General features: G+C 61.9%; 14 protein-coding genes. 5 read left to right on the forward strand and 9 right to left on the reverse strand.

Translation table 11 applies throughout. From position 1 onward, the window contains the following. Positions 1-38: 38 nt before the first annotated feature. Positions 39-428, reverse strand: coding sequence for a succinate dehydrogenase, hydrophobic membrane anchor protein (sdhD, locus tag NLY44_RS07245; RefSeq protein ID WP_031356152.1), 390 nt, complete (start codon positions 426-428; stop codon positions 39-41). 641 nt (positions 429-1,069) lie between these two features. Between sdhD and cphA the strand changes: the two genes are divergently transcribed. The 3 genes from cphA to NLY44_RS07260 are packed head-to-tail and all read left to right on the forward strand — an operon-like array spanning position 1,070 to position 5,567. Continuing rightward, on the forward strand, positions 1,070-3,847 hold the full coding sequence (gene cphA / locus NLY44_RS07250; protein ID WP_050588928.1) for a cyanophycin synthetase: 2,778 nt from the start codon (positions 1,070-1,072) through the stop codon (positions 3,845-3,847). Further along, positions 3,847-4,746: an isoaspartyl peptidase/L-asparaginase family protein gene (locus NLY44_RS07255; RefSeq protein ID WP_023806122.1), complete on the forward strand. Its 900-nt coding sequence runs from the start codon at positions 3,847-3,849 to the stop codon at positions 4,744-4,746. Before cphA ends, NLY44_RS07255 begins: the two co-directional genes overlap by 1 nt. Further along, the gene (locus tag NLY44_RS07260) at positions 4,743-5,567 is read left to right on the forward strand and encodes a cyanophycinase (protein WP_023710470.1); all 825 of its coding nucleotides are present in this window, start codon (positions 4,743-4,745) and stop codon (positions 5,565-5,567) included. Before NLY44_RS07255 ends, NLY44_RS07260 begins: the two co-directional genes overlap by 4 nt. Before the next feature lie 196 nt (positions 5,568-5,763). Here NLY44_RS07260 and NLY44_RS07265 read toward each other — a convergent pair whose 3' ends face one another. Together NLY44_RS07265 and NLY44_RS07270 are read right to left on the reverse strand one after the other, a co-directional pair. After that, positions 5,764-6,261, reverse strand: coding sequence for a hydrolase (locus tag NLY44_RS07265; protein ID WP_023806123.1), 498 nt, complete (start codon positions 6,259-6,261; stop codon positions 5,764-5,766). Between the two features lie 39 nt (positions 6,262-6,300). Continuing rightward, positions 6,301-6,471 carry a hypothetical protein gene (locus tag NLY44_RS07270; RefSeq protein WP_023806124.1) on the reverse strand — a complete coding sequence of 57 codons (171 nt, stop codon included), beginning with the start codon at positions 6,469-6,471 and terminating at the stop codon, positions 6,301-6,303. Positions 6,472-7,405: 934 nt separating this feature from the next. On the opposite strand from NLY44_RS07270, the gene NLY44_RS07275 reads away from it, so the two are divergent. Beyond that, positions 7,406-8,230 (forward strand): SIR2 family NAD-dependent protein deacylase, encoded by an 825-nt coding sequence (locus NLY44_RS07275; RefSeq protein ID WP_031356154.1) that lies wholly within the window; start codon positions 7,406-7,408, stop codon positions 8,228-8,230. Positions 8,231-8,359: 129 nt separating this feature from the next. Here the strand turns inward: NLY44_RS07275 and NLY44_RS07280 are convergent, their stop codons facing one another. The 3 genes from NLY44_RS07280 to NLY44_RS07290 form a co-directional block, all read right to left on the reverse strand. Beyond that, on the reverse strand, positions 8,360-9,427 hold the full coding sequence (locus NLY44_RS07280) for a M42 family metallopeptidase (RefSeq protein WP_023672671.1): 1,068 nt from the start codon (positions 9,425-9,427) through the stop codon (positions 8,360-8,362). A gap of 47 nt (positions 9,428-9,474) precedes the next feature. After that, positions 9,475-9,903 (reverse strand): GFA family protein, encoded by a 429-nt coding sequence (locus NLY44_RS07285; protein WP_050588929.1) that lies wholly within the window; start codon positions 9,901-9,903, stop codon positions 9,475-9,477. 68 nt (positions 9,904-9,971) lie between these two features. After that, the gene (locus NLY44_RS07290; RefSeq protein ID WP_023672669.1) at positions 9,972-10,583 is read right to left on the reverse strand and encodes an ATP-dependent Clp protease proteolytic subunit; all 612 of its coding nucleotides are present in this window, start codon (positions 10,581-10,583) and stop codon (positions 9,972-9,974) included. A 444-nt stretch (positions 10,584-11,027) separates the two neighbouring features. Here NLY44_RS07290 and NLY44_RS07295 point away from each other — a divergent pair, with 444 nt between their 5' ends. After that, the gene (locus NLY44_RS07295; protein WP_023707500.1) at positions 11,028-12,428 is read left to right on the forward strand and encodes a Do family serine endopeptidase; all 1,401 of its coding nucleotides are present in this window, start codon (positions 11,028-11,030) and stop codon (positions 12,426-12,428) included. 177 nt (positions 12,429-12,605) lie between these two features. On the opposite strand, the gene NLY44_RS07300 is transcribed toward NLY44_RS07295, so the two are convergent. Genes NLY44_RS07300 through NLY44_RS07310 form a run of 3 tightly spaced genes read right to left on the reverse strand, consistent with a single transcriptional unit; the run spans position 12,606 to position 16,120 of the window. Next, positions 12,606-13,571, reverse strand: coding sequence for an ABC transporter permease (locus NLY44_RS07300; protein WP_023672667.1), 966 nt, complete (start codon positions 13,569-13,571; stop codon positions 12,606-12,608). 3 nt (positions 13,572-13,574) lie between these two features. Next, positions 13,575-14,579 (reverse strand): ABC transporter permease, encoded by a 1,005-nt coding sequence (locus tag NLY44_RS07305; protein ID WP_023682465.1) that lies wholly within the window; start codon positions 14,577-14,579, stop codon positions 13,575-13,577. Then, positions 14,576-16,120, reverse strand: coding sequence for a sugar ABC transporter ATP-binding protein (locus tag NLY44_RS07310; protein WP_023806128.1), 1,545 nt, complete (start codon positions 16,118-16,120; stop codon positions 14,576-14,578). The genes NLY44_RS07305 and NLY44_RS07310 overlap by 4 nt, the downstream gene beginning before the upstream one ends. Positions 16,121-16,138 lie beyond the last annotated feature (18 nt).

Raw genomic sequence — 16,138 nt, forward strand, 5'->3', positions numbered from 1 at the left:
CCGGTGGCAGACGCTGGCTGCAGCAGGGAACCGGATCGCTATCTGAAGCTGATTAACAGCACAGCGAACAAGCTTGCGAGCGCGACTGACCAGCAGAACAACCAATTGGCGATCAGAAGAAGCGATTTGAGCACCGTGGCATGGCAGTAATCTTCGATAATCGATTGCATTCCAAGCCGCATGTGAACGCAGCTTACGAGAATGAAGCCAATAAGGGCTGGCGCGACATAGATCGATCCTACGACGCTGAGGACGGCGTCTCGAGGCTCACCGACCAGCATTATAACGACCGCGACGATGTAAATGACAAGGATCAACAGGGCAGCAGATGTCAGCCGCTCCAGCATGAACGTTTCGGTTCCGTGTTTCGCCGATCCAAGGCCCCGCACTCGAGCTAGCGGAGTTCTGATTGAGGGTCTGTCAGCCATGGCGTTTCCCCAAAATTACTTGGTTGCCTTGCGCGCAACTCAAGCTGTTGCTGTTTCGATGCCCGGGCCGCCGGTGCCGACGGATAGTGGGCAAGCACGGTCTCCAGTCGAGCAAGGCGGGCTTTGTGGGCGTTCAGTTCGTATCCTGAACGCCATCCAATTTGCCTGGGTCTGCCATCTCTGCATAACTCGCTTTCAAGCAGCGAGATACGAAGGCGGACCGCGTCGATCTCCTTGACAAGCGCGGCCTTCACCGATTTTCGACTCTGCATGGCTGTAGTTCCGGTGCAAGGATGGTTCCAAACCTGACGCGTCTGGAAATGTTCCCGGGTGCCGAAGGCGTGCCGATTAATGCCTCAGTGCTGCACCCGCACAATGGGTCGCCATGAGCAAAGCCGGGCACTAGCTCAACGGCCGCGGTGTGCCCGGCGAATGCTTGTGAAGAGGAGCGAATGCCTGGCGAGAGATAAGTAGCCCTCAGAACAGCGACCGCACGTGGCCGAGATGACCAGAGGGTGTTCTTGGGCCAACATATGTTAACGGCCACTTTTGTTTCTCTCTCCTGCAAAAATATTTGGGCTGAAAGGCCGGGAACTAACCGATCCTCCGGATGTTGCGGAGTTAGTCAGGAGAAACGGACTATGTCGGACAAAGAAATTCATCGGGGCGCCTCGCGTTTTCGCCCTATCCGCGTCGTGGACGCCCGCGTGTTTCGCGGGCCGCACCTCTATAGCATGACGCCAATGGTCCAGATTCGGATCGACCTCGGAGCACTTGAGGCGTTCCCGACAGACAAACTGCCTGGGTTTTCCGAACAAATGGTCCGACTGTTGCCCGGCCTTGCGGGCCATGGCTGTAGCTATGGCGCCGCCGGCGGCTTCGTCCGCCGCATGCAGGAAGGAACCTGGCTCGGCCACGTCGTCGAGCATGTCGCCCTGGAACTGCAGAGCATGCTCGGTCACCGGGTGACACGAGGAAAGACACGGTCGGTCAAAGGCAGTCCCGGCACTTATAACGTCATGTTCGCCTACAAGGATGAGCTTGTCGGGCTGCTCGCCGGACGCGTCGCGCTCGAACTGGTGGACAGCCTGCTGCCGGCCAATCTGCATGGTGTCGAGGGGCTCGGCGACATTGCGGAAACGCAGGGGCCATTCGAGTTCGCAGCCAGGCTGCAGCAGCTCAAGCTTCTGGCCGCCGAGCGTGCCTTGGGGCCTACGACTGCTTCCTTGGTGCGCGAGGCCGAGAGGCGAGGCATTCCGGCGGCGCGGATCGACGACAGCAGCCTCGTGCTGTTTGGTCACGGAAAGCATCAGAAGCGCATCCGCGCCAGTTGCAGCGACCTCACTTCCGAGATTGCGACCGAGATCGCCTCGGATAAGGACCTGACCAAATTCCTGCTGCAACAGGCCGGCCTGCCGGTGCCACGCGGGGAGCTGGTGCGATCGGCGCAGGACGCAGTCGCGGCGGCAGCACGGCTGGGCTACCCCGTGGTCACCAAACCACTCGATGGCAATCATGGAAGCGGCGTCAACATCGGTTTGGCAACAGAAGACGAGGTCCGCTGGGGCTTCGAACAGGCGCGAGAATACAGCCGCAGCGTTATCGTCGAGCAGCATTTCGTCGGCTCGGACCACAGGATCCTGGTGATCGGTGGAAAGGTCGTGGCGCTTGCCGAGAGGGTTCCGGCCCATGTGGTCGGCGATGGCCGGAGTTCTGTCGCCGAGCTCGTCGAGGAGACGAACCGCGACCCACGAAGGGGAGAGGGCCATTCCTCGGTATTGACCCGCATCGAGATCGACGAATGTGTCGAGCATTTCCTGTCAAAATCGCAGCTCACCCTGGCGAGCGTTCCGGCGCCGGGTCAAATGGTGCTCTTGCGGCCCACCGCCAATCTCTCCACCGGTGGGACCGCGATCGACCGAACGGAAGAAATCCATCCCGAAAACGCGCTGATCGCCAGGCGGGCGGCACAGATCGTCGGTCTCGACATTGCCGGGATCGACTTCGTCTGTCCCGACATCTCACGGCCGGTGAGCGAAACCGGCGGCGGCATCATAGAGGTGAATGCCGGTCCTGGCTTTCGCATGCATCTCGAACCCTCGTCGGGGCGCGCCCGCAACGTCGCACGGCCCGTGCTCGATCTTCTCTTCAAAGGCGGCAAGGACGGCCGGATTCCGATCTTCGCGATCACGGGAACCAACGGCAAGTCGACCACTGCCCGGATGCTGGCGCACATCCTGCAGGCGAATGGCGCAACCGTCGGGCTCACCTCGACCACCGGCGTCTACCTGAACGGCGAACGAATCATCACAGGCGATTGCTCAGGCCCGCAGAGCGCCAGGATCGTGCTGCGCGAGCCGGGTGTCGATGTCGCGGTGCTGGAATGTGCGCGCGGCGGGATCCTGCGCGAAGGGCTTGCCTTCGATGCATGCGATGTTGGCGCGGTGCTGAACGTCCACGGCGACCATCTCGGGCTGAGGGGCATCGACACGATCGAGGACCTGGCGGAGGTGAAATCGGTCGTGGTCGAGTCCGTCCGCCGCGGCGGATGGAGCATTCTCAATGCCGACGACGTCCATACGTCCGCAATGTCGCGCGATGCCGGCGGCAGGACCTGCTACTTCTCGCTGGCGAGCAGGAGCGAGTGGCCCGGTTTCTTGCGCAGCCACCTGGCGGAAGGCGGCCGCGCCGTGACGCGGGAGCCCAGCAGCGACGGCTGGGACATTTTCATCCACGAGGATGGGGAATCGATGTTCCTGATGAGCGTCGACGAAATTCCCGCGACCTTCGAGGGTTCGGCCGAATTCAACGTTGCCAACAGCCTGGCAGCCGTCGCCATGGCGCATTGCCACGACGTTCCGGCGGCAACGATCCGGGCGGCGCTGGCCGAGTTTGGCACCTCGTTCGAGCAATCTCCCGGTCGCCTCAACGTCTTCGACGGGCATGGTTTCCGCACGATCGTCGACTATGCGCACAATCCGGAAGGGCTGAAGGCGCTCGGAAAGCTCGTTTCCCACATGAGGCGCGGCTATCAGCGCACGATCGGCTTGGTCGCCATACCCGGTGACCGCCGCGATTGTGATATACGCGAGATGGGCGCGATCGCTTCGCGGATATTCGACGTCATCGTCTTCAAGGAGGATGAGCAGGAGCTGCGCGGCCGAGCCCCCGGAGCGATCGCCGGCTTGCTGCGGGAAGGTGCCTTGAACGCCGGCTGCGCCCCAGGCCGCATTCACGCCGTCTGTCCCGAGAAGGAGGCCGTCGACGTGTGTCTCAGGCTTGCACGGGAAAACGACCTTGTCGTGCTGACCGTCGACGACGTTGAAGCCGTGTGGCGGCAGGTAACCGGCTTCGGAGGCGCGACGCCTTCGAGGGGAGGGCCCGATCAGACCCATATTCGCCATCTGAGGGCTGGCTGATGTGGTCGCTGATCCTGCACGGCGGCGCCAAGGAGATCGATCCGCAAGAGGAGGAGGCGCATCGCAACGGATGCATCGAGGCGCTCGAGGCAGGTCGGGCCGTCCTGGCCGGCGGCGGAACGGCGGTCGATGCCGTGGAAGCTGCCGGTCGCGTCCTCGAGGCCGACCCGACATTCAATGCGGGATATGGAAGTGCCCTCAATTCGGACGGCGAGGTCGAGATGTGCGCTGGCCTGATGGAGGGCAGGGACTTCAATGTAGGTGCCGTCGCAGTGATCAAGGGCGTGCGCCATCCAATCAGTGTCGCCAAGGCCATGCTGCATGAGGAGCCGATCCTGCTGGCGTCGGAGGGAGCCCGGCGTTTCGCCGCCGACAAGCAGCTGGAGCTTTGCGATCCGGCGGATTTGATCACGCCGCAGCAGCGCGACGCCTCCAGCAAGTCTGAGGCGAAGGATACGATCGGTGAGGTTGCCCTGGATCAATACGGGGACATCGCCGTGGGCACTTCGACCGGCGGACTGGACGGCAGTGCTCCCGGTCGTGTGGGGGATTCTCCGCAACCCGGCTGCGGCTATTATGCCGACAACCGGTTGGGAGCCGTCGCCTTCTCGGGAGACGGTGAGCATATCGCGCGAAAGGCTCTCGCGGCCCGTGTCATGCAGGCACTCTCGGCGCGGCAGGCATTGTCTTCGGGACAGGCTGAAGGCGGCCTGGAGCAGGTGCTGAATCCCGCGCTCAAGGAAGTCGAGGCGATCGGCGGCGAAGCCGGAGCCATCGTGCTTACCGCGACCGGCGTGTCTGGATGGGCGCATAACAGCAGGGAGTTCGCAGTCGCTTTCATGACCAGCGAGGACAACCACCCGCACGTTTTCCTGCGCAAGAAAGACGTGGGCAAATGACCGACAAGAAGAAAAAACGATCCTCGAACGGTAAAGCCGGAACGCTCGTCATCATCGGCGGCCACGAGGACCATGATGGCGATCGTGTCATCTTGAAGGAGGTGGCGAGCCTGGTTCCGAACGGCCGCCTGGTGCTTGCCACCATCGCGTCTCATGAGCCGGATGGCTATCTCGAGAAGTATCAGAGGTCCTTCGGTGAGCTGGGCATCAAGGATGTCATCGAGCTCTACGTCAACGACCGCCTCGAGGCAGCTCATGAAAAGAAAATAAGTGCGCTTGCAGACGTGAGCGCGGTGTTCTTCTCCGGCGGCGACCAGCTCCGCATCACCAGCCAGATCGGCGACACGCCCATCGACGAGCGGGTGCACGAAATCTATGAAGCCGGAGGCGTCATTGCCGGCACCTCCGCGGGCGCGTCGGTCATGAGCGACACAATGATGGTGAAGGGGCCGAACGCAGCGTCCTTTCGGATCGGCCACATTCGCATGGCGCCGGGACTGGGCCTGCTGCCGAACGTCATTATCGACCAGCACTTTGCGGAACGTGGCCGCATTGGGCGGCTCATCGGGGCGGTGTCGCAGAACCCGCGCGTCCTCGGCATCGGCATTGATGAAGACACCGCGATCGTGGTGAAGGGCGAGATGTTCAAGGTCATTGGCAGCGGCGCTGTCTATCTGGTCGACGCAGCCGGCGTGACCCATTCCAACATCGCGGAAGGTGAGCCTGATGCCGCCCTTTCGATTCATGATCTGAGGGTTCACGTGCTGAGCTCAGGCGATGCGTTCGATCTCGCGCTGCGACGGCCGGTGGGGCTTCCGTAAGACTTCGCCACGCTCAAGCTGATGGTGTGGCGCGGTCCGCGTACCGCGAAAACCGCATATATGAAGCAGTTCTCCTATTTGAAGTCGCCCAACCAGGATTGTCGCGTTGTTGCGGGCCCGGCAGGATTACAGACGGCCTCTCGTCGGCTCGAATCCCGCAAAGCTGAGACCTTCGCTCGCCCGGCGTTCTGCCGAGCTAGCCCCGCCGGCGACTGGCCTGAATGGCAGCAAAGGTTACCGGACGAAACCCCCATGCGTCGACGCCGACATCATGCTGGCGCGTTATCGGCTTCAGACGACCGTGCGAATGACCGTGCAGGTTTACCGATCTCTTGCCGATCTGGTTCCAGGTGCGAAAAGGATAGTGACACAGAACCAGCAAGCTGCCCTCGACAAGAAGCTCCATGTAGTGGTGCACGCTCGCCCAGGCCGGGTCGCCAATGGTGGCAGCGCCATCATTGTTGCCAATTATCAGGTGCTTGGACCCGTTAAGAGACGACAGCAGTGAAGACACGGTCTCGGCTGGACCCTTGGCGAAATCGCCGAGGTGCCAGACCTCGTCGTTCGGGCCAACCGTTTCGTTCCAAAACGCAACCAGCGCCTGGTCATGCTCGACCAACGAGGCGAAGGGACGCCGGTCGAGGCGCAGAATGCGCGGATCGTTGAAATGCGTATCGGAAGTGAAGAAGATCATGCGCCGCGGCCGGCTGCGATGCGCGATTGGCGGTCGCCTCTAACTGCCGGAGCGCTCTTCGGCTTCATCATCGATCCCGATCGGGGCTTCCCTGAGCATCTTGAGTGCCTCTTCCTTCGTAAGGCCGCACTTGCGCGCGAAGTAGAGCGCCTCGATCGCCTTTTCGCGATCCGCCGTGGATTTTGCGTGCTGTTTGGGGTTTTTGCCCATCGTTCTCTGCCACCTTCCGAGGCCACCAAACCATCACAGTGCCGCGTTGTTCCCGTGCATCGGCTGACCTGCCGGACTGCGCGAATGCCGAGTGTCGCCGACATCCCGCGAGCCCCGGACAGCGCGTATATCAGCCGGCTCGCGACAACGGCGGAGCGACTCCAACCCCGATAGCGTGAATTCAAACGAAAGCCCGCGCCGTGGGAGGGGCCGGCGCGGGCGATCGGGCTACCGATCTTGCAGCGCGGGGGTCGACCGCTGCATGGCTCGAACTGTGCAAGCGGGCATTTGTTCCGGGGCGCATGCAAAGCATCGGCGTTTCATTGCATCCTGGGGGACACAACCAGCATTTCGCTTCAGTCCGCCGCCGATGTGGGAGGATGAATACCGCCTTGCGCTAATTCGTCCGCCCTGGACACGAAACCAACCGCGCATTGAGCGCGTAGCTTCGGCGATTTAAAACACCTGCACTGGAATATTTCCGGGCGCATGGAACATCTCCGGCCGCTGATGTTTAGGCCGGAATGACGATGATCTCTGTTCTTACAATGATTTACTCTCTCGCCATCTTTATCGGCGCGAAGCGGAGCAACCTCTTGGTGAATGCGAAACTCGATAGAGTTTTGCGCAATATGGCTGGCGCAGAACTGAATCAACGTGGCCAGTAAACCGCAACAGCGCCGGTTCCAGTTCACAGCCAGTGTCCTCGCGGCCGCTACTTCAGTTCGGGTGGCAAGCGGCTCGGCAGGACTGCAAGGGCCGCCGCCTCTGGGCTGGCTGGTGCACGGTCGATCCGATTTAGTCGATGACGGCGGGGCACGATGCTCCCGCAGTGCGCCGTGCTGGCTCGAATTGCGGCGCCGCGTCCAAGATCCGCGCACGGGGCACGCACCTTTAGGTCCGGCCCACGCGAGTGGCTTCGGAGGACCTATCCATGAACGATGATGATCCTATAGATTCGCTCGCCAACGCAATTCGTCATCGCAGCGCAATTTTGTTTGTGGGGGCGGGGGTATCGATCAGCGTCGGACTTCCGTCTTGGGAGAAGCTCATCGAGCGAATGGCAAAGGAGCTCGGCGTCGACGATGAATTTTCCACGCGACGCGATCGTTTTCAGACCTTGGCCGAATACTATCGGATCAAGCATGGCAGCATCGGACCACTTCGCAGTTGGATGGACAGAAACTGGTCTGTCGCCAAGGAACGGATCGAGAAATCGGAATTGCACCGTCTCATCGTGACGCTCGATTTTCCCGTCATCTATACGACGAACTATGACCGGAACCTGGAACTCGCTTTTGAAATCCACGGTCGAGAGTACGTGAAAGTGGCCAACGCACGGCACGTTGCGCAGGCCCGTCGAGGCGTAACGCACATCGTGAAATTTCACGGCGACTTTGACGAGGACTCTTCCCTTGTCCTCACCGAAACCGACTATCTTGACCGCCTGTCCTTCAATTCTCCCCTTGATGTCCGCTTTCGCTCCGATGCTCTCGGCAGCACGATCCTGTTCATTGGCTATAGCCTCTCCGATCCAAACATCCGGCTGCTGTTGCACCGGCTTTGGCAAACCTGGCACCGGTCTGGATATGAGAAAGATCGTCCCCCTTCGTTCATCTTCATGCCCAGCCGCAACCCTGTGGAGGAGGCCGTGCTTGGGCGCTGGGGTATTTCGGTGCTCGTTGGCGCAGGTGATGATCCTGAAGCCGGTCTGACGGATTTCCTCAGGCGTTTGGTGGAAGCGGTGACGGTGACCTGAGGCGCGCTCCCTGGTGGACCGCAGTTGGGTTTTCTCAGGTGCGCGGTGACCGACGCACCAGGCGGTGGCCGACAGGCGCCAGATCGGCGACTGTTGGAGCCACGACTTCCACAATCAATCCCGCCGCTCTCATCTTGGCGTGAAGTCGATCTCCGGCGTCAATTGCCGGCAATATGCACAAACCAGGTCAATCGTCGTTTGCACATCATCCAGGCAAACAACTTCCGACGGGGTATGCATGTAACGCAAAGGCACGGAGAGCACCCCACTTGCGACGCCGCCTCGGTTCTGCTGCATGACACGCGCGTCGGTAGGGCTTGAGCTTCCCACCGCCTGAAGCTGATAAGGTAGGCCCTCTTTCTCGGCCACCGACTTCAGCAGATTGAACACCACCGGGTTGGTGTTCGCGCCTTGAGTGATTGCCGGCCCTTTCCCAAGGTCCAGTTTGCCCTGATCCTCGGCGCGAGCGCGCGGATAGTCCATTGCCACGCCCATATCGATTGCGAGGCCGGTTCGAGGTGCGATGTTGAACGCTGAGGTCATCGCGCCTCGGGAACCAATTTCCTCTTGAACCGTACCCAGGATATAGAGGCCCACGCCGGGGTGAACGCCTCCCTCCTCGGAGAGGCAGCGCAGGACCTCGGCGCCGATGAGGAGGCCAACCTTGTTGTCGAACGCTCGTCCGACAGCAAGGTTGCCCTGTAGCGCCGCAAACTCGCCATGGATAGTGACCGCGCTGCCGACCTCTACGACCTTCAGCGCTTCCTCTCGCGAACTCGCGCCGATATCGATCCATAGTTCCATCAGCGAGGGAGTTTGAGACGTGTCAGAGGCTTTGAACGTCTGGATTGCCTTGCGACCCACGACGCCCAGGATCGGCTCCTTGCCGTGCACCCAGACACGCTGGCCGATTTCAGTGGCAACGTCCGTTCCACCTATGGTGCTGAAGAAAAGAAAGCCGTCATCGTCGATGTAATGGACGATGAAGCCGACCTCATCCATGTGCCCGGCATACATGAAGCGCATAGACGCCTCAGGATTGATGATCGCCGTGACATTGCCCATGACGTCCGTCGTCAACCTGTGGGCATACGGACGAACATACTCGCGGAAAAGCTCCGCTACGGGTTGCTCAAACCCGCTCGGCGACGGGGTCGCCACAATTTCCTTCAAGAACTTGAGTGATTCATCGCGCATCAAGCTGACTTTCACGGTTCACGGGGTGGAGGGCCATTCGAGCATGGTCATACTCGTCGGGCTTCGCGCCAATTTTGGCCTTCTTCGGTGCGATCGCCCGCGAATTGGTCAGCCCAAGGCAGGTTGTGGAGCCAGGCTTCGCGCCGGGGGGTCCAAAGCTCGTATGTCGGGAGAAGGTCGTTTGGCGCATCATCGAGAGTGCCGGTCATGATCTCGGCTTCGTCGTCGCGGAGATTCACCACGCGCGACCCGCATGCCGGACAAAAACCTCTGCCGTTGAACGCCACAAGCTCGCCCTTGCACTGGTAAGCCGACCGCGGCCACACGGCAAAGGCACTGTAGGTGCTGCCGCTGGTTCGCTTGCAATCCTGGCAATGACACAAGCCAACGCGCAACGGCGCGCCGGTAACAACATACCTCACAGACCCGCAAAGACAGCCGCCGGTCCGCTCTATCTTGTCAACCTCGTCGTTCATGGTCGCCGCCGACATGAGTGAGGGAAGCGTGTTGGACTCCGCTCTGCTGTTTGCATCGAGGCATCAAGTTAATGGGCAATGTCTTCAACAAGGCCTAGCTCCAAAGCTCTTGCTGCCATCAGGTAGCAGCTGTTCAGGGCATGGTCGCGCAGCTCTTCCAGCGATGTTCGAGAACCTTGGACGAGATCGGCGAACCCTTCATTCTCGAGTCGCTCTGCCGTTTCCAACAGCGCAAGTTGTTCGCGAACGATCTGAAGACAGCTTCGAATTGGTCCGTTCAGAACCAAGTCTTTCTCAAGCCTTCTTTCATGAATCAGCAGGACTGCTTGCGGGCAAAGGAACCTGCAGGCTTTCGGGAAAGCGGCAAGGACCGTTACCCCGGCAGAGTAAACCGTATTCTTGCCAATGATGTAGCCGTTGCGGCCCGAGTGTTTCAGAAAAAGTTTGAACTCTAGAGCTAGACGTCGCGCGCCGTCGGCGTCGCCTCCGGGCGTATCGATTTCAACGTAGAGATCGTCTTCCCCGGAACGCACGGCTTTCAAATCGTCCAAGGCTTTGGTGACGACAGTGTCATCAATCAAGCCGTGTATACGCAAGTTTGGATCGAACAAAAGCCGGTGAAGGTCTGGAGCGGGCGGCGGGGAGACGGTGTGTTCGGCTGACTGGGGCAACAGGTCCATATAGGCATCCTCATTATGGGGGCCGAACTTAGTTGGTACCCTTTTGTTCCCTTGAGGGAGTTCGAGCGGTGGTGATCACAGCCGCGTCTCTCGGCGGCTGTGGAACTCCCTCGTTCATTGCAGATCCTTTTCGCACCAGGCCCGGTAGAGGCACCTCAGCCGCTAGGTTGGCTCCATGGGCATATGGGCATTTGCCGGAGCTGACGCAGTCGCTTTGCTGATTTCTGCCACGTCCGGGACCAGTCCTGTGGACGGTTCAACTCGACGGCCTCAATGGTTCCCGGCTGCTGCCTTCCGGACCCCCGCGGTCGGGCCATTTTTCCTGGCCGTGCCATTTTTCCGGGGGGCTGAAACAAACAGCTTTGTTGGCAGTTCTAGCGTCCGGAGCACCGGCTCCGCGCGGCGCGGCCGAGCGGCCGGGGCTGTCCGGCAGGAGGTCCAGCAATGTCTCACGATATGCAAAGACGATTTGCAACGCGCTTGATCGCGGTTGCGCTGATGCTCTCGGCCAGTGGCGTGGCGCCTGTCCTGGCCCAGGATACCCCGACCGACTTCACAGCGATCATCCAGCAGAAATTGCCGGCCGTGGTCGCGATCACGACCCGGGAGGTTGTCCAGGACCAGACGACGGCGGGCGACTTTACAAGTCCGTTCGACGGCCAGGGCCTCGGACCCGTTCAGCCGCAGGTGAGGGAGGCGCTTGGCTCCGGATTTGTGATCAGTGCCGACGGCTACATCGTCACCAACAACCATGTCGTTGCCGATGCGACAGAGATCCATGTCGTATTTTCCGACAAGGAAACGGCGCCGGCGCAATTGGTCGGCCGTGACCCCGCCACCGATATAGCGGTGCTGAAGGTCGACCCGCGGCCCAACATGACCACGACCAAATGGGGTGACTCGGATGCAATGCAGCCGGGCGCATGGACAATCGCGATCGGCAGTCCCTTCGGGCTCGGAGGGACTGTCACTGTCGGCGTTCTTTCGGCCCGCTCGCGAGACATTCAAGCCGGGCCGTACGACGATTTTCTCCAGACGGACGCGTCGATCAATCGAGGCAACTCGGGCGGTCCGCTGTTCAACGCACGTGGCGAGGTGATCGGCGTCAACACCGCCATCGTCTCACCGTCGGGCGGCAGCATCGGAATCGGGTTTGCGGTGCCATCGCGTACCGCCCAGAGCATCGCCGACCAGTTGATCCGAACCGGCCGGATCGAGCGCGGCTTCATCGGGGTCCGCCTGCAGGACATCACGCCGTCGCTGGCTGAGGCCCTCGGGATGAAGGATGACAAGGGCGCGCTGGTTGCTTCGGTTGAGCCCGGCAGCCCGGCGGAGAAAGCCGGCTTGAAGCCGGGTGACGTGATCACCCGGTTCAACGGCAAGGGCATTGAGGGTGTCCATGACCTCACGCTTGCGACGGCTAGCCAGAAGCCTGGCAGCAAGGCCACTCTGACACGGAGTAACGGCGGCAAGGACCAGGAGATCGCGCTTGTCATCGGTGAGCGCAAGGATGCGGAGGTGAAGACCGGCGCTGTTCCCGACAAGAAGTCGGCGGCCGAAGGCCTCGGCCTATCCCTCAGCCCGATTCCGGATCAGGCGCGTCAGCAGCTAGGCATCAAATCAGGAACAACTGGCGTCTTCGTCGTGGAAGTGGTTCCCGATGGCCTTGCCGCCCGGAGCGGATTGCAGCCCGGCGATGTCATCATATCGGCCAACAATCGCCGCGTGACGGAGCCTTCGGACATCGTCGAGGAGTGGGCGAACTCTCGCCGGCAGAGCAAGCCCATCCTGTTTCGGCTGGAAAGGCAGGGGCAGTCCGTGTTCGTGGCGGTCGCCGGGAAATGACCAGGACGGCCATGTGACTGCACCAGGATCCGCTTGCGGATCCCGCTCCAAGGGTGTCGGACCCCAGGTGCACCGGGGAAGCATCGCCGCAGAAAGTCTGCGGGATGCGCTCATCGGCCGGGTGCGCAACGCGCACTGATTCTGCAGCGCCATCGTGCTCGAAGGCGCTCGCCATCCTCAGGCAGTTTCGCGCCTTGCCGTAAGCCGTGCCTGGAGAAGGACGACGACGAGCAAAAACAGCCCGCGGATCACCGACTGCCAGTAGGCTGACAGCGAAATCCAACCCATGCCGTTTTCGAAGTTCAGGACGTTGAAAAGGATCCCGAGCAACAGCACGCCGGCCAGCGTGGTCAACACCGAGCCCGAGCCGCCGGTCAGCAGCGTCCCGCCCACGACCACGGCTGCGATGGCAAACAGCTCCCAGCCGACGCCCTCGATCGGCTGGCCTGCGCCGAACTGAGAAGCGAGGACGACGCCGGCGAGCCCGGCCAGGCACCCGCTTGCGACATAGACGAGAAATTTGACGCGGTCAGTGCGCAGCCCCATCAGCCGCGAGGCATCCTCGCCACCGCCGATGGCCAGCACCGTCCGTCCCGTGCTGGTGTAGTTCAGGACCACTGAGCCGACGGCATAGGCAACCAGGGCGATGACTGCCGGAATCGGGAAAATCCAGAAATTCCCTTGGCCGATGGCGGTGAAACCCGAATCGTAAGACACCGAAACGGTCTGGTTGCCGGCCAGAAGCAGCGCCGAGCCGCTTGCGGCCAGCATGGTGGCAAGCGTGGCGATGAAAGGCATCAGGTTGCCGCGCGTAACCAGGAGCGCGTTGATCAGCCCGGCTGCCAGGCCGGCGCCAACGCCCGCTGCAAGGCCTGCCACGATGCCGTGCGGGCTCGCCAGGGCCGACGCGACGCTGCCCAAGGCGGCGACGGAGCCGACGGACAGGTCTATGCCGCCGGTCATGATCACGAAGCACATGCCGAGCGCGACGAGCGCGAACATCGAGTTGTAGCGCAGAACGCTCATCACGTTGAAGAGGCCCAGGAAGCGATCGTAGCGCAGGAATCCGAACAGGACGAGGGCTGCAAGCGCGATGACGACACCGTAGGTGCCGATGATGCGAACCAGTCTGGCGCTGTTCATGGATTACACCCGGTGTTGCTGCTGCAGCCAGACGGCGAATGCGATGATGCCGGCCTTGACGACGAGCGCAGCGGCGTCGGGCACGCCATTGGCAAGCAGCGTGTAGCGCACCAACTGGATGGTCAGTGCGCCCAGCAGGGTGCCGATGATTGTGGCCTTTCCGCCACTCAACAGCGTGCCGCCCACCGCGACCGCCGCGATGGCGTCGAGCTCCATGCCCAGCCCCACGAGATTGGCGTCGCTGGAGGAGTTGATCGCAATGACGACGAGACCGGCCAGCCCCGCGCACAGGCCGCTGATCGCATAGACAGCGAGCTTGATCCTCGATACGGCGATACCGGCCAGTTCAGAGGCCTTTTCATTGCCGCCGACCGCCAGGATGCTTCGCCCGAACACCGTGCGGTGAAGGGCCCAAGCGGCCGCCGCAACCAGCACGGCCATGATGATGACCTGCGCGGGAATGCCGAGCGGGCGGGCAAGTCCGATCCACTGGAATTGCGGCACACGGAAGGTCTGCAGATTGCCGTTGGTCATAACCTGCGCGATCCCGCGCCCCGCGATGAACAGCACGAGCGTTGCGACGATCGGTTGGATGCGGAAGCGCGAGACCAACCAGCCGTTGAACAACCCGAACAGGCCGGCGACGAGGATCGAGGCAATCATCGCGACGGCTACCGCCAGATAGATGTTTCCGACCGGGAAGATCGTGCCCATGAAGATCATCGGCGCCAATGCGCCGGAGATCGCCATCAGCGAACCAACCGACAGGTCGATGCCGCCGGTGGCGATCACCAGGGTCATCCCCACCGCGACGATCACAATTGTGCAGACCTGGGTCAGGTTGACGTTGAGTGTCTGCAGCGTCGCGAAATTGCGCGTATAGGCAAGGTTGAAGACCACCAGCAGCACAAGCGCGATCACCGTGCCGTAGCGCGCCAGGAAACCGAACACATCAAAGCGGCGGTTTCCAGCGTCGTTGGCTGCGGATGGTGTGGCCAGATCGCTCACGCTGCCTCCTTCGCCGCGCCGCCATGCGCCATCGCCGCGAGCACGTCCTCCTCGTCGGCTGCCTGGCCTTCCAGTTCGGCCACCCTCACTCCTTCGCGCAGCACGAATATGCGGTCGGCTCCTTCCATCACTTCCTCGAGTTCCGAGGAGATCATCAGCACGCCGAGCCCGTCATCGGCAAGCTTGCGGATGAGGCGCTGGATCTCGGCCTTGGCCCCGACATCGATGCCGCGTGTCGGCTCATCGAGGATGAGTAGCTTCGGGTTCATTGCCAGCCAGCGGGCAAGCAGCACCTTTTGCTGGTTGCCGCCCGACAACTCGCGGACCTTCTGGTTAGGCCCCGAGCATTTGATGTCGAGTTCACGAATGAAGCGCTCGACGATCTCCTTCTGCCGGGCCTCGTTCAGGATGCCATTGCGGCTGATTTTCGGCAGCAGTGCTAGTGTTATGTTCTCCGCGACGGTCATTTCCGGCACGATGCCCTCGGCCTTGCGGTCCTCAGTGCAGAAGCCCATCCCTGCGGCGATGGCATCAGCGGCACGTGCGGGATGGTAGGACGCGCCCTCCATCGTCATCTCGCCTGCGCTCCGGCGGTCGGCGCCGAATACGAGGCGGGCTGTTTCGGTGCGGCCGGCGCCGAGCAAGCCGGCAAAGCCGGCGATCTCGCCGCGGCGCAGGTCGAAGCTCACGTCACGGACCAACTGGCCGGCTGCCAGCCTTTGCGCGGTAAACAGCACATCACCGATCCTCGACCGATCGCGTTCGCCGAACGCGGTCGCGTGGCCTTCGACGGCTGCGACGTCGCGGCCGAGCATGGCCGCGACCAGCTCCAGCTTGCCGATGTCGCTCATCGCCGCGCTTCGCACCGTGCGGCCGTCACGCATGATCGTGACCCGGTCGCAGACCTCGTACAACTCGTCGAGCTTGTGGCTGACGAACAGAACGGAGACGCCGTCGGCCTTGAGCTGACGGATGACGCTGAATAAGACCGAGACTTCACGCTCGTCTAGCGAGGAGGTCGGCTCATCCATGATCACGAGGCGGGCGGAAAAGCCGATGGCGCGGGCGATCGCCACCATCTGCTGCGTGGCGGTGTTGAAATCGCTGAGCGGGCGGCGCACGTCGATGCCGATCGAGAAGCGGCTGAGCAGGCGCTCGGCTTCCGCATGCATCGCGCTCCAGTCGAGCAGGCCGCGGCGGCGTTTCTCGCGTCCAAGGCAGATGTTCTCGGTCACCGAGCGCAGCGGTACGAGATTGATCTCCTGGTAGATGGTGCTGATGCCGCTGACCTGCGCCTGATGCGGAGACCCAACTTCGAATGGCTTCCGTTCGAACAGCACCTGGCCCGCATCCCGGCGGTGATAGCCGGTGAGCACCTTGATAAGTGTCGATTTGCCCGCACCGTTCTGGCCGATGAGTGCGTGGATCTCGCCCGGAAGAACCTGGAGCGAGGCATCGGCCAGGGCAGGGATGCCGGCAAAACGCTTCTGGATGTCACGCATGTCCAGGAGCAGCGCGGCTTGGTCCGGCTGAGCGGTCATCGTCAAACTCCCAAACCC

The organism is Mesorhizobium sp. C089B, assembly GCF_030323125.1.
Lineage (GTDB): Bacteria > Pseudomonadota > Alphaproteobacteria > Rhizobiales > Rhizobiaceae > Mesorhizobium.

Excerpts from the sequence above, each read along its gene's own strand:
- sdhD (WP_031356152.1), bottom strand. The coding sequence starts at position 428 with ATGGCTGACAGACCCTCAATCAGAACTCCGCTAGCTCGAGTGCGGGGC.
- cphA (WP_050588928.1), top strand. The coding sequence starts at position 1,070 with ATGTCGGACAAAGAAATTCATCGGGGCGCCTCGCGTTTTCGCCCTATC.
- NLY44_RS07255 (WP_023806122.1), top strand. The coding sequence starts at position 3,847 with ATGTGGTCGCTGATCCTGCACGGCGGCGCCAAGGAGATCGATCCGCAA.
- NLY44_RS07260 (WP_023710470.1), top strand. The coding sequence starts at position 4,743 with ATGACCGACAAGAAGAAAAAACGATCCTCGAACGGTAAAGCCGGAACG.
- NLY44_RS07265 (WP_023806123.1), bottom strand. The coding sequence starts at position 6,261 with ATGATCTTCTTCACTTCCGATACGCATTTCAACGATCCGCGCATTCTG.
- NLY44_RS07270 (WP_023806124.1), bottom strand. The coding sequence starts at position 6,471 with ATGGGCAAAAACCCCAAACAGCACGCAAAATCCACGGCGGATCGCGAA.
- NLY44_RS07275 (WP_031356154.1), top strand. The coding sequence starts at position 7,406 with ATGAACGATGATGATCCTATAGATTCGCTCGCCAACGCAATTCGTCAT.
- NLY44_RS07280 (WP_023672671.1), bottom strand. The coding sequence starts at position 9,427 with ATGCGCGATGAATCACTCAAGTTCTTGAAGGAAATTGTGGCGACCCCG.
- NLY44_RS07285 (WP_050588929.1), bottom strand. The coding sequence starts at position 9,903 with ATGAACGACGAGGTTGACAAGATAGAGCGGACCGGCGGCTGTCTTTGC.
- NLY44_RS07290 (WP_023672669.1), bottom strand. The coding sequence starts at position 10,583 with ATGGACCTGTTGCCCCAGTCAGCCGAACACACCGTCTCCCCGCCGCCC.
- NLY44_RS07295 (WP_023707500.1), top strand. The coding sequence starts at position 11,028 with ATGTCTCACGATATGCAAAGACGATTTGCAACGCGCTTGATCGCGGTT.
- NLY44_RS07300 (WP_023672667.1), bottom strand. The coding sequence starts at position 13,571 with ATGAACAGCGCCAGACTGGTTCGCATCATCGGCACCTACGGTGTCGTC.
- NLY44_RS07310 (WP_023806128.1), bottom strand. The coding sequence starts at position 16,120 with ATGACCGCTCAGCCGGACCAAGCCGCGCTGCTCCTGGACATGCGTGAC.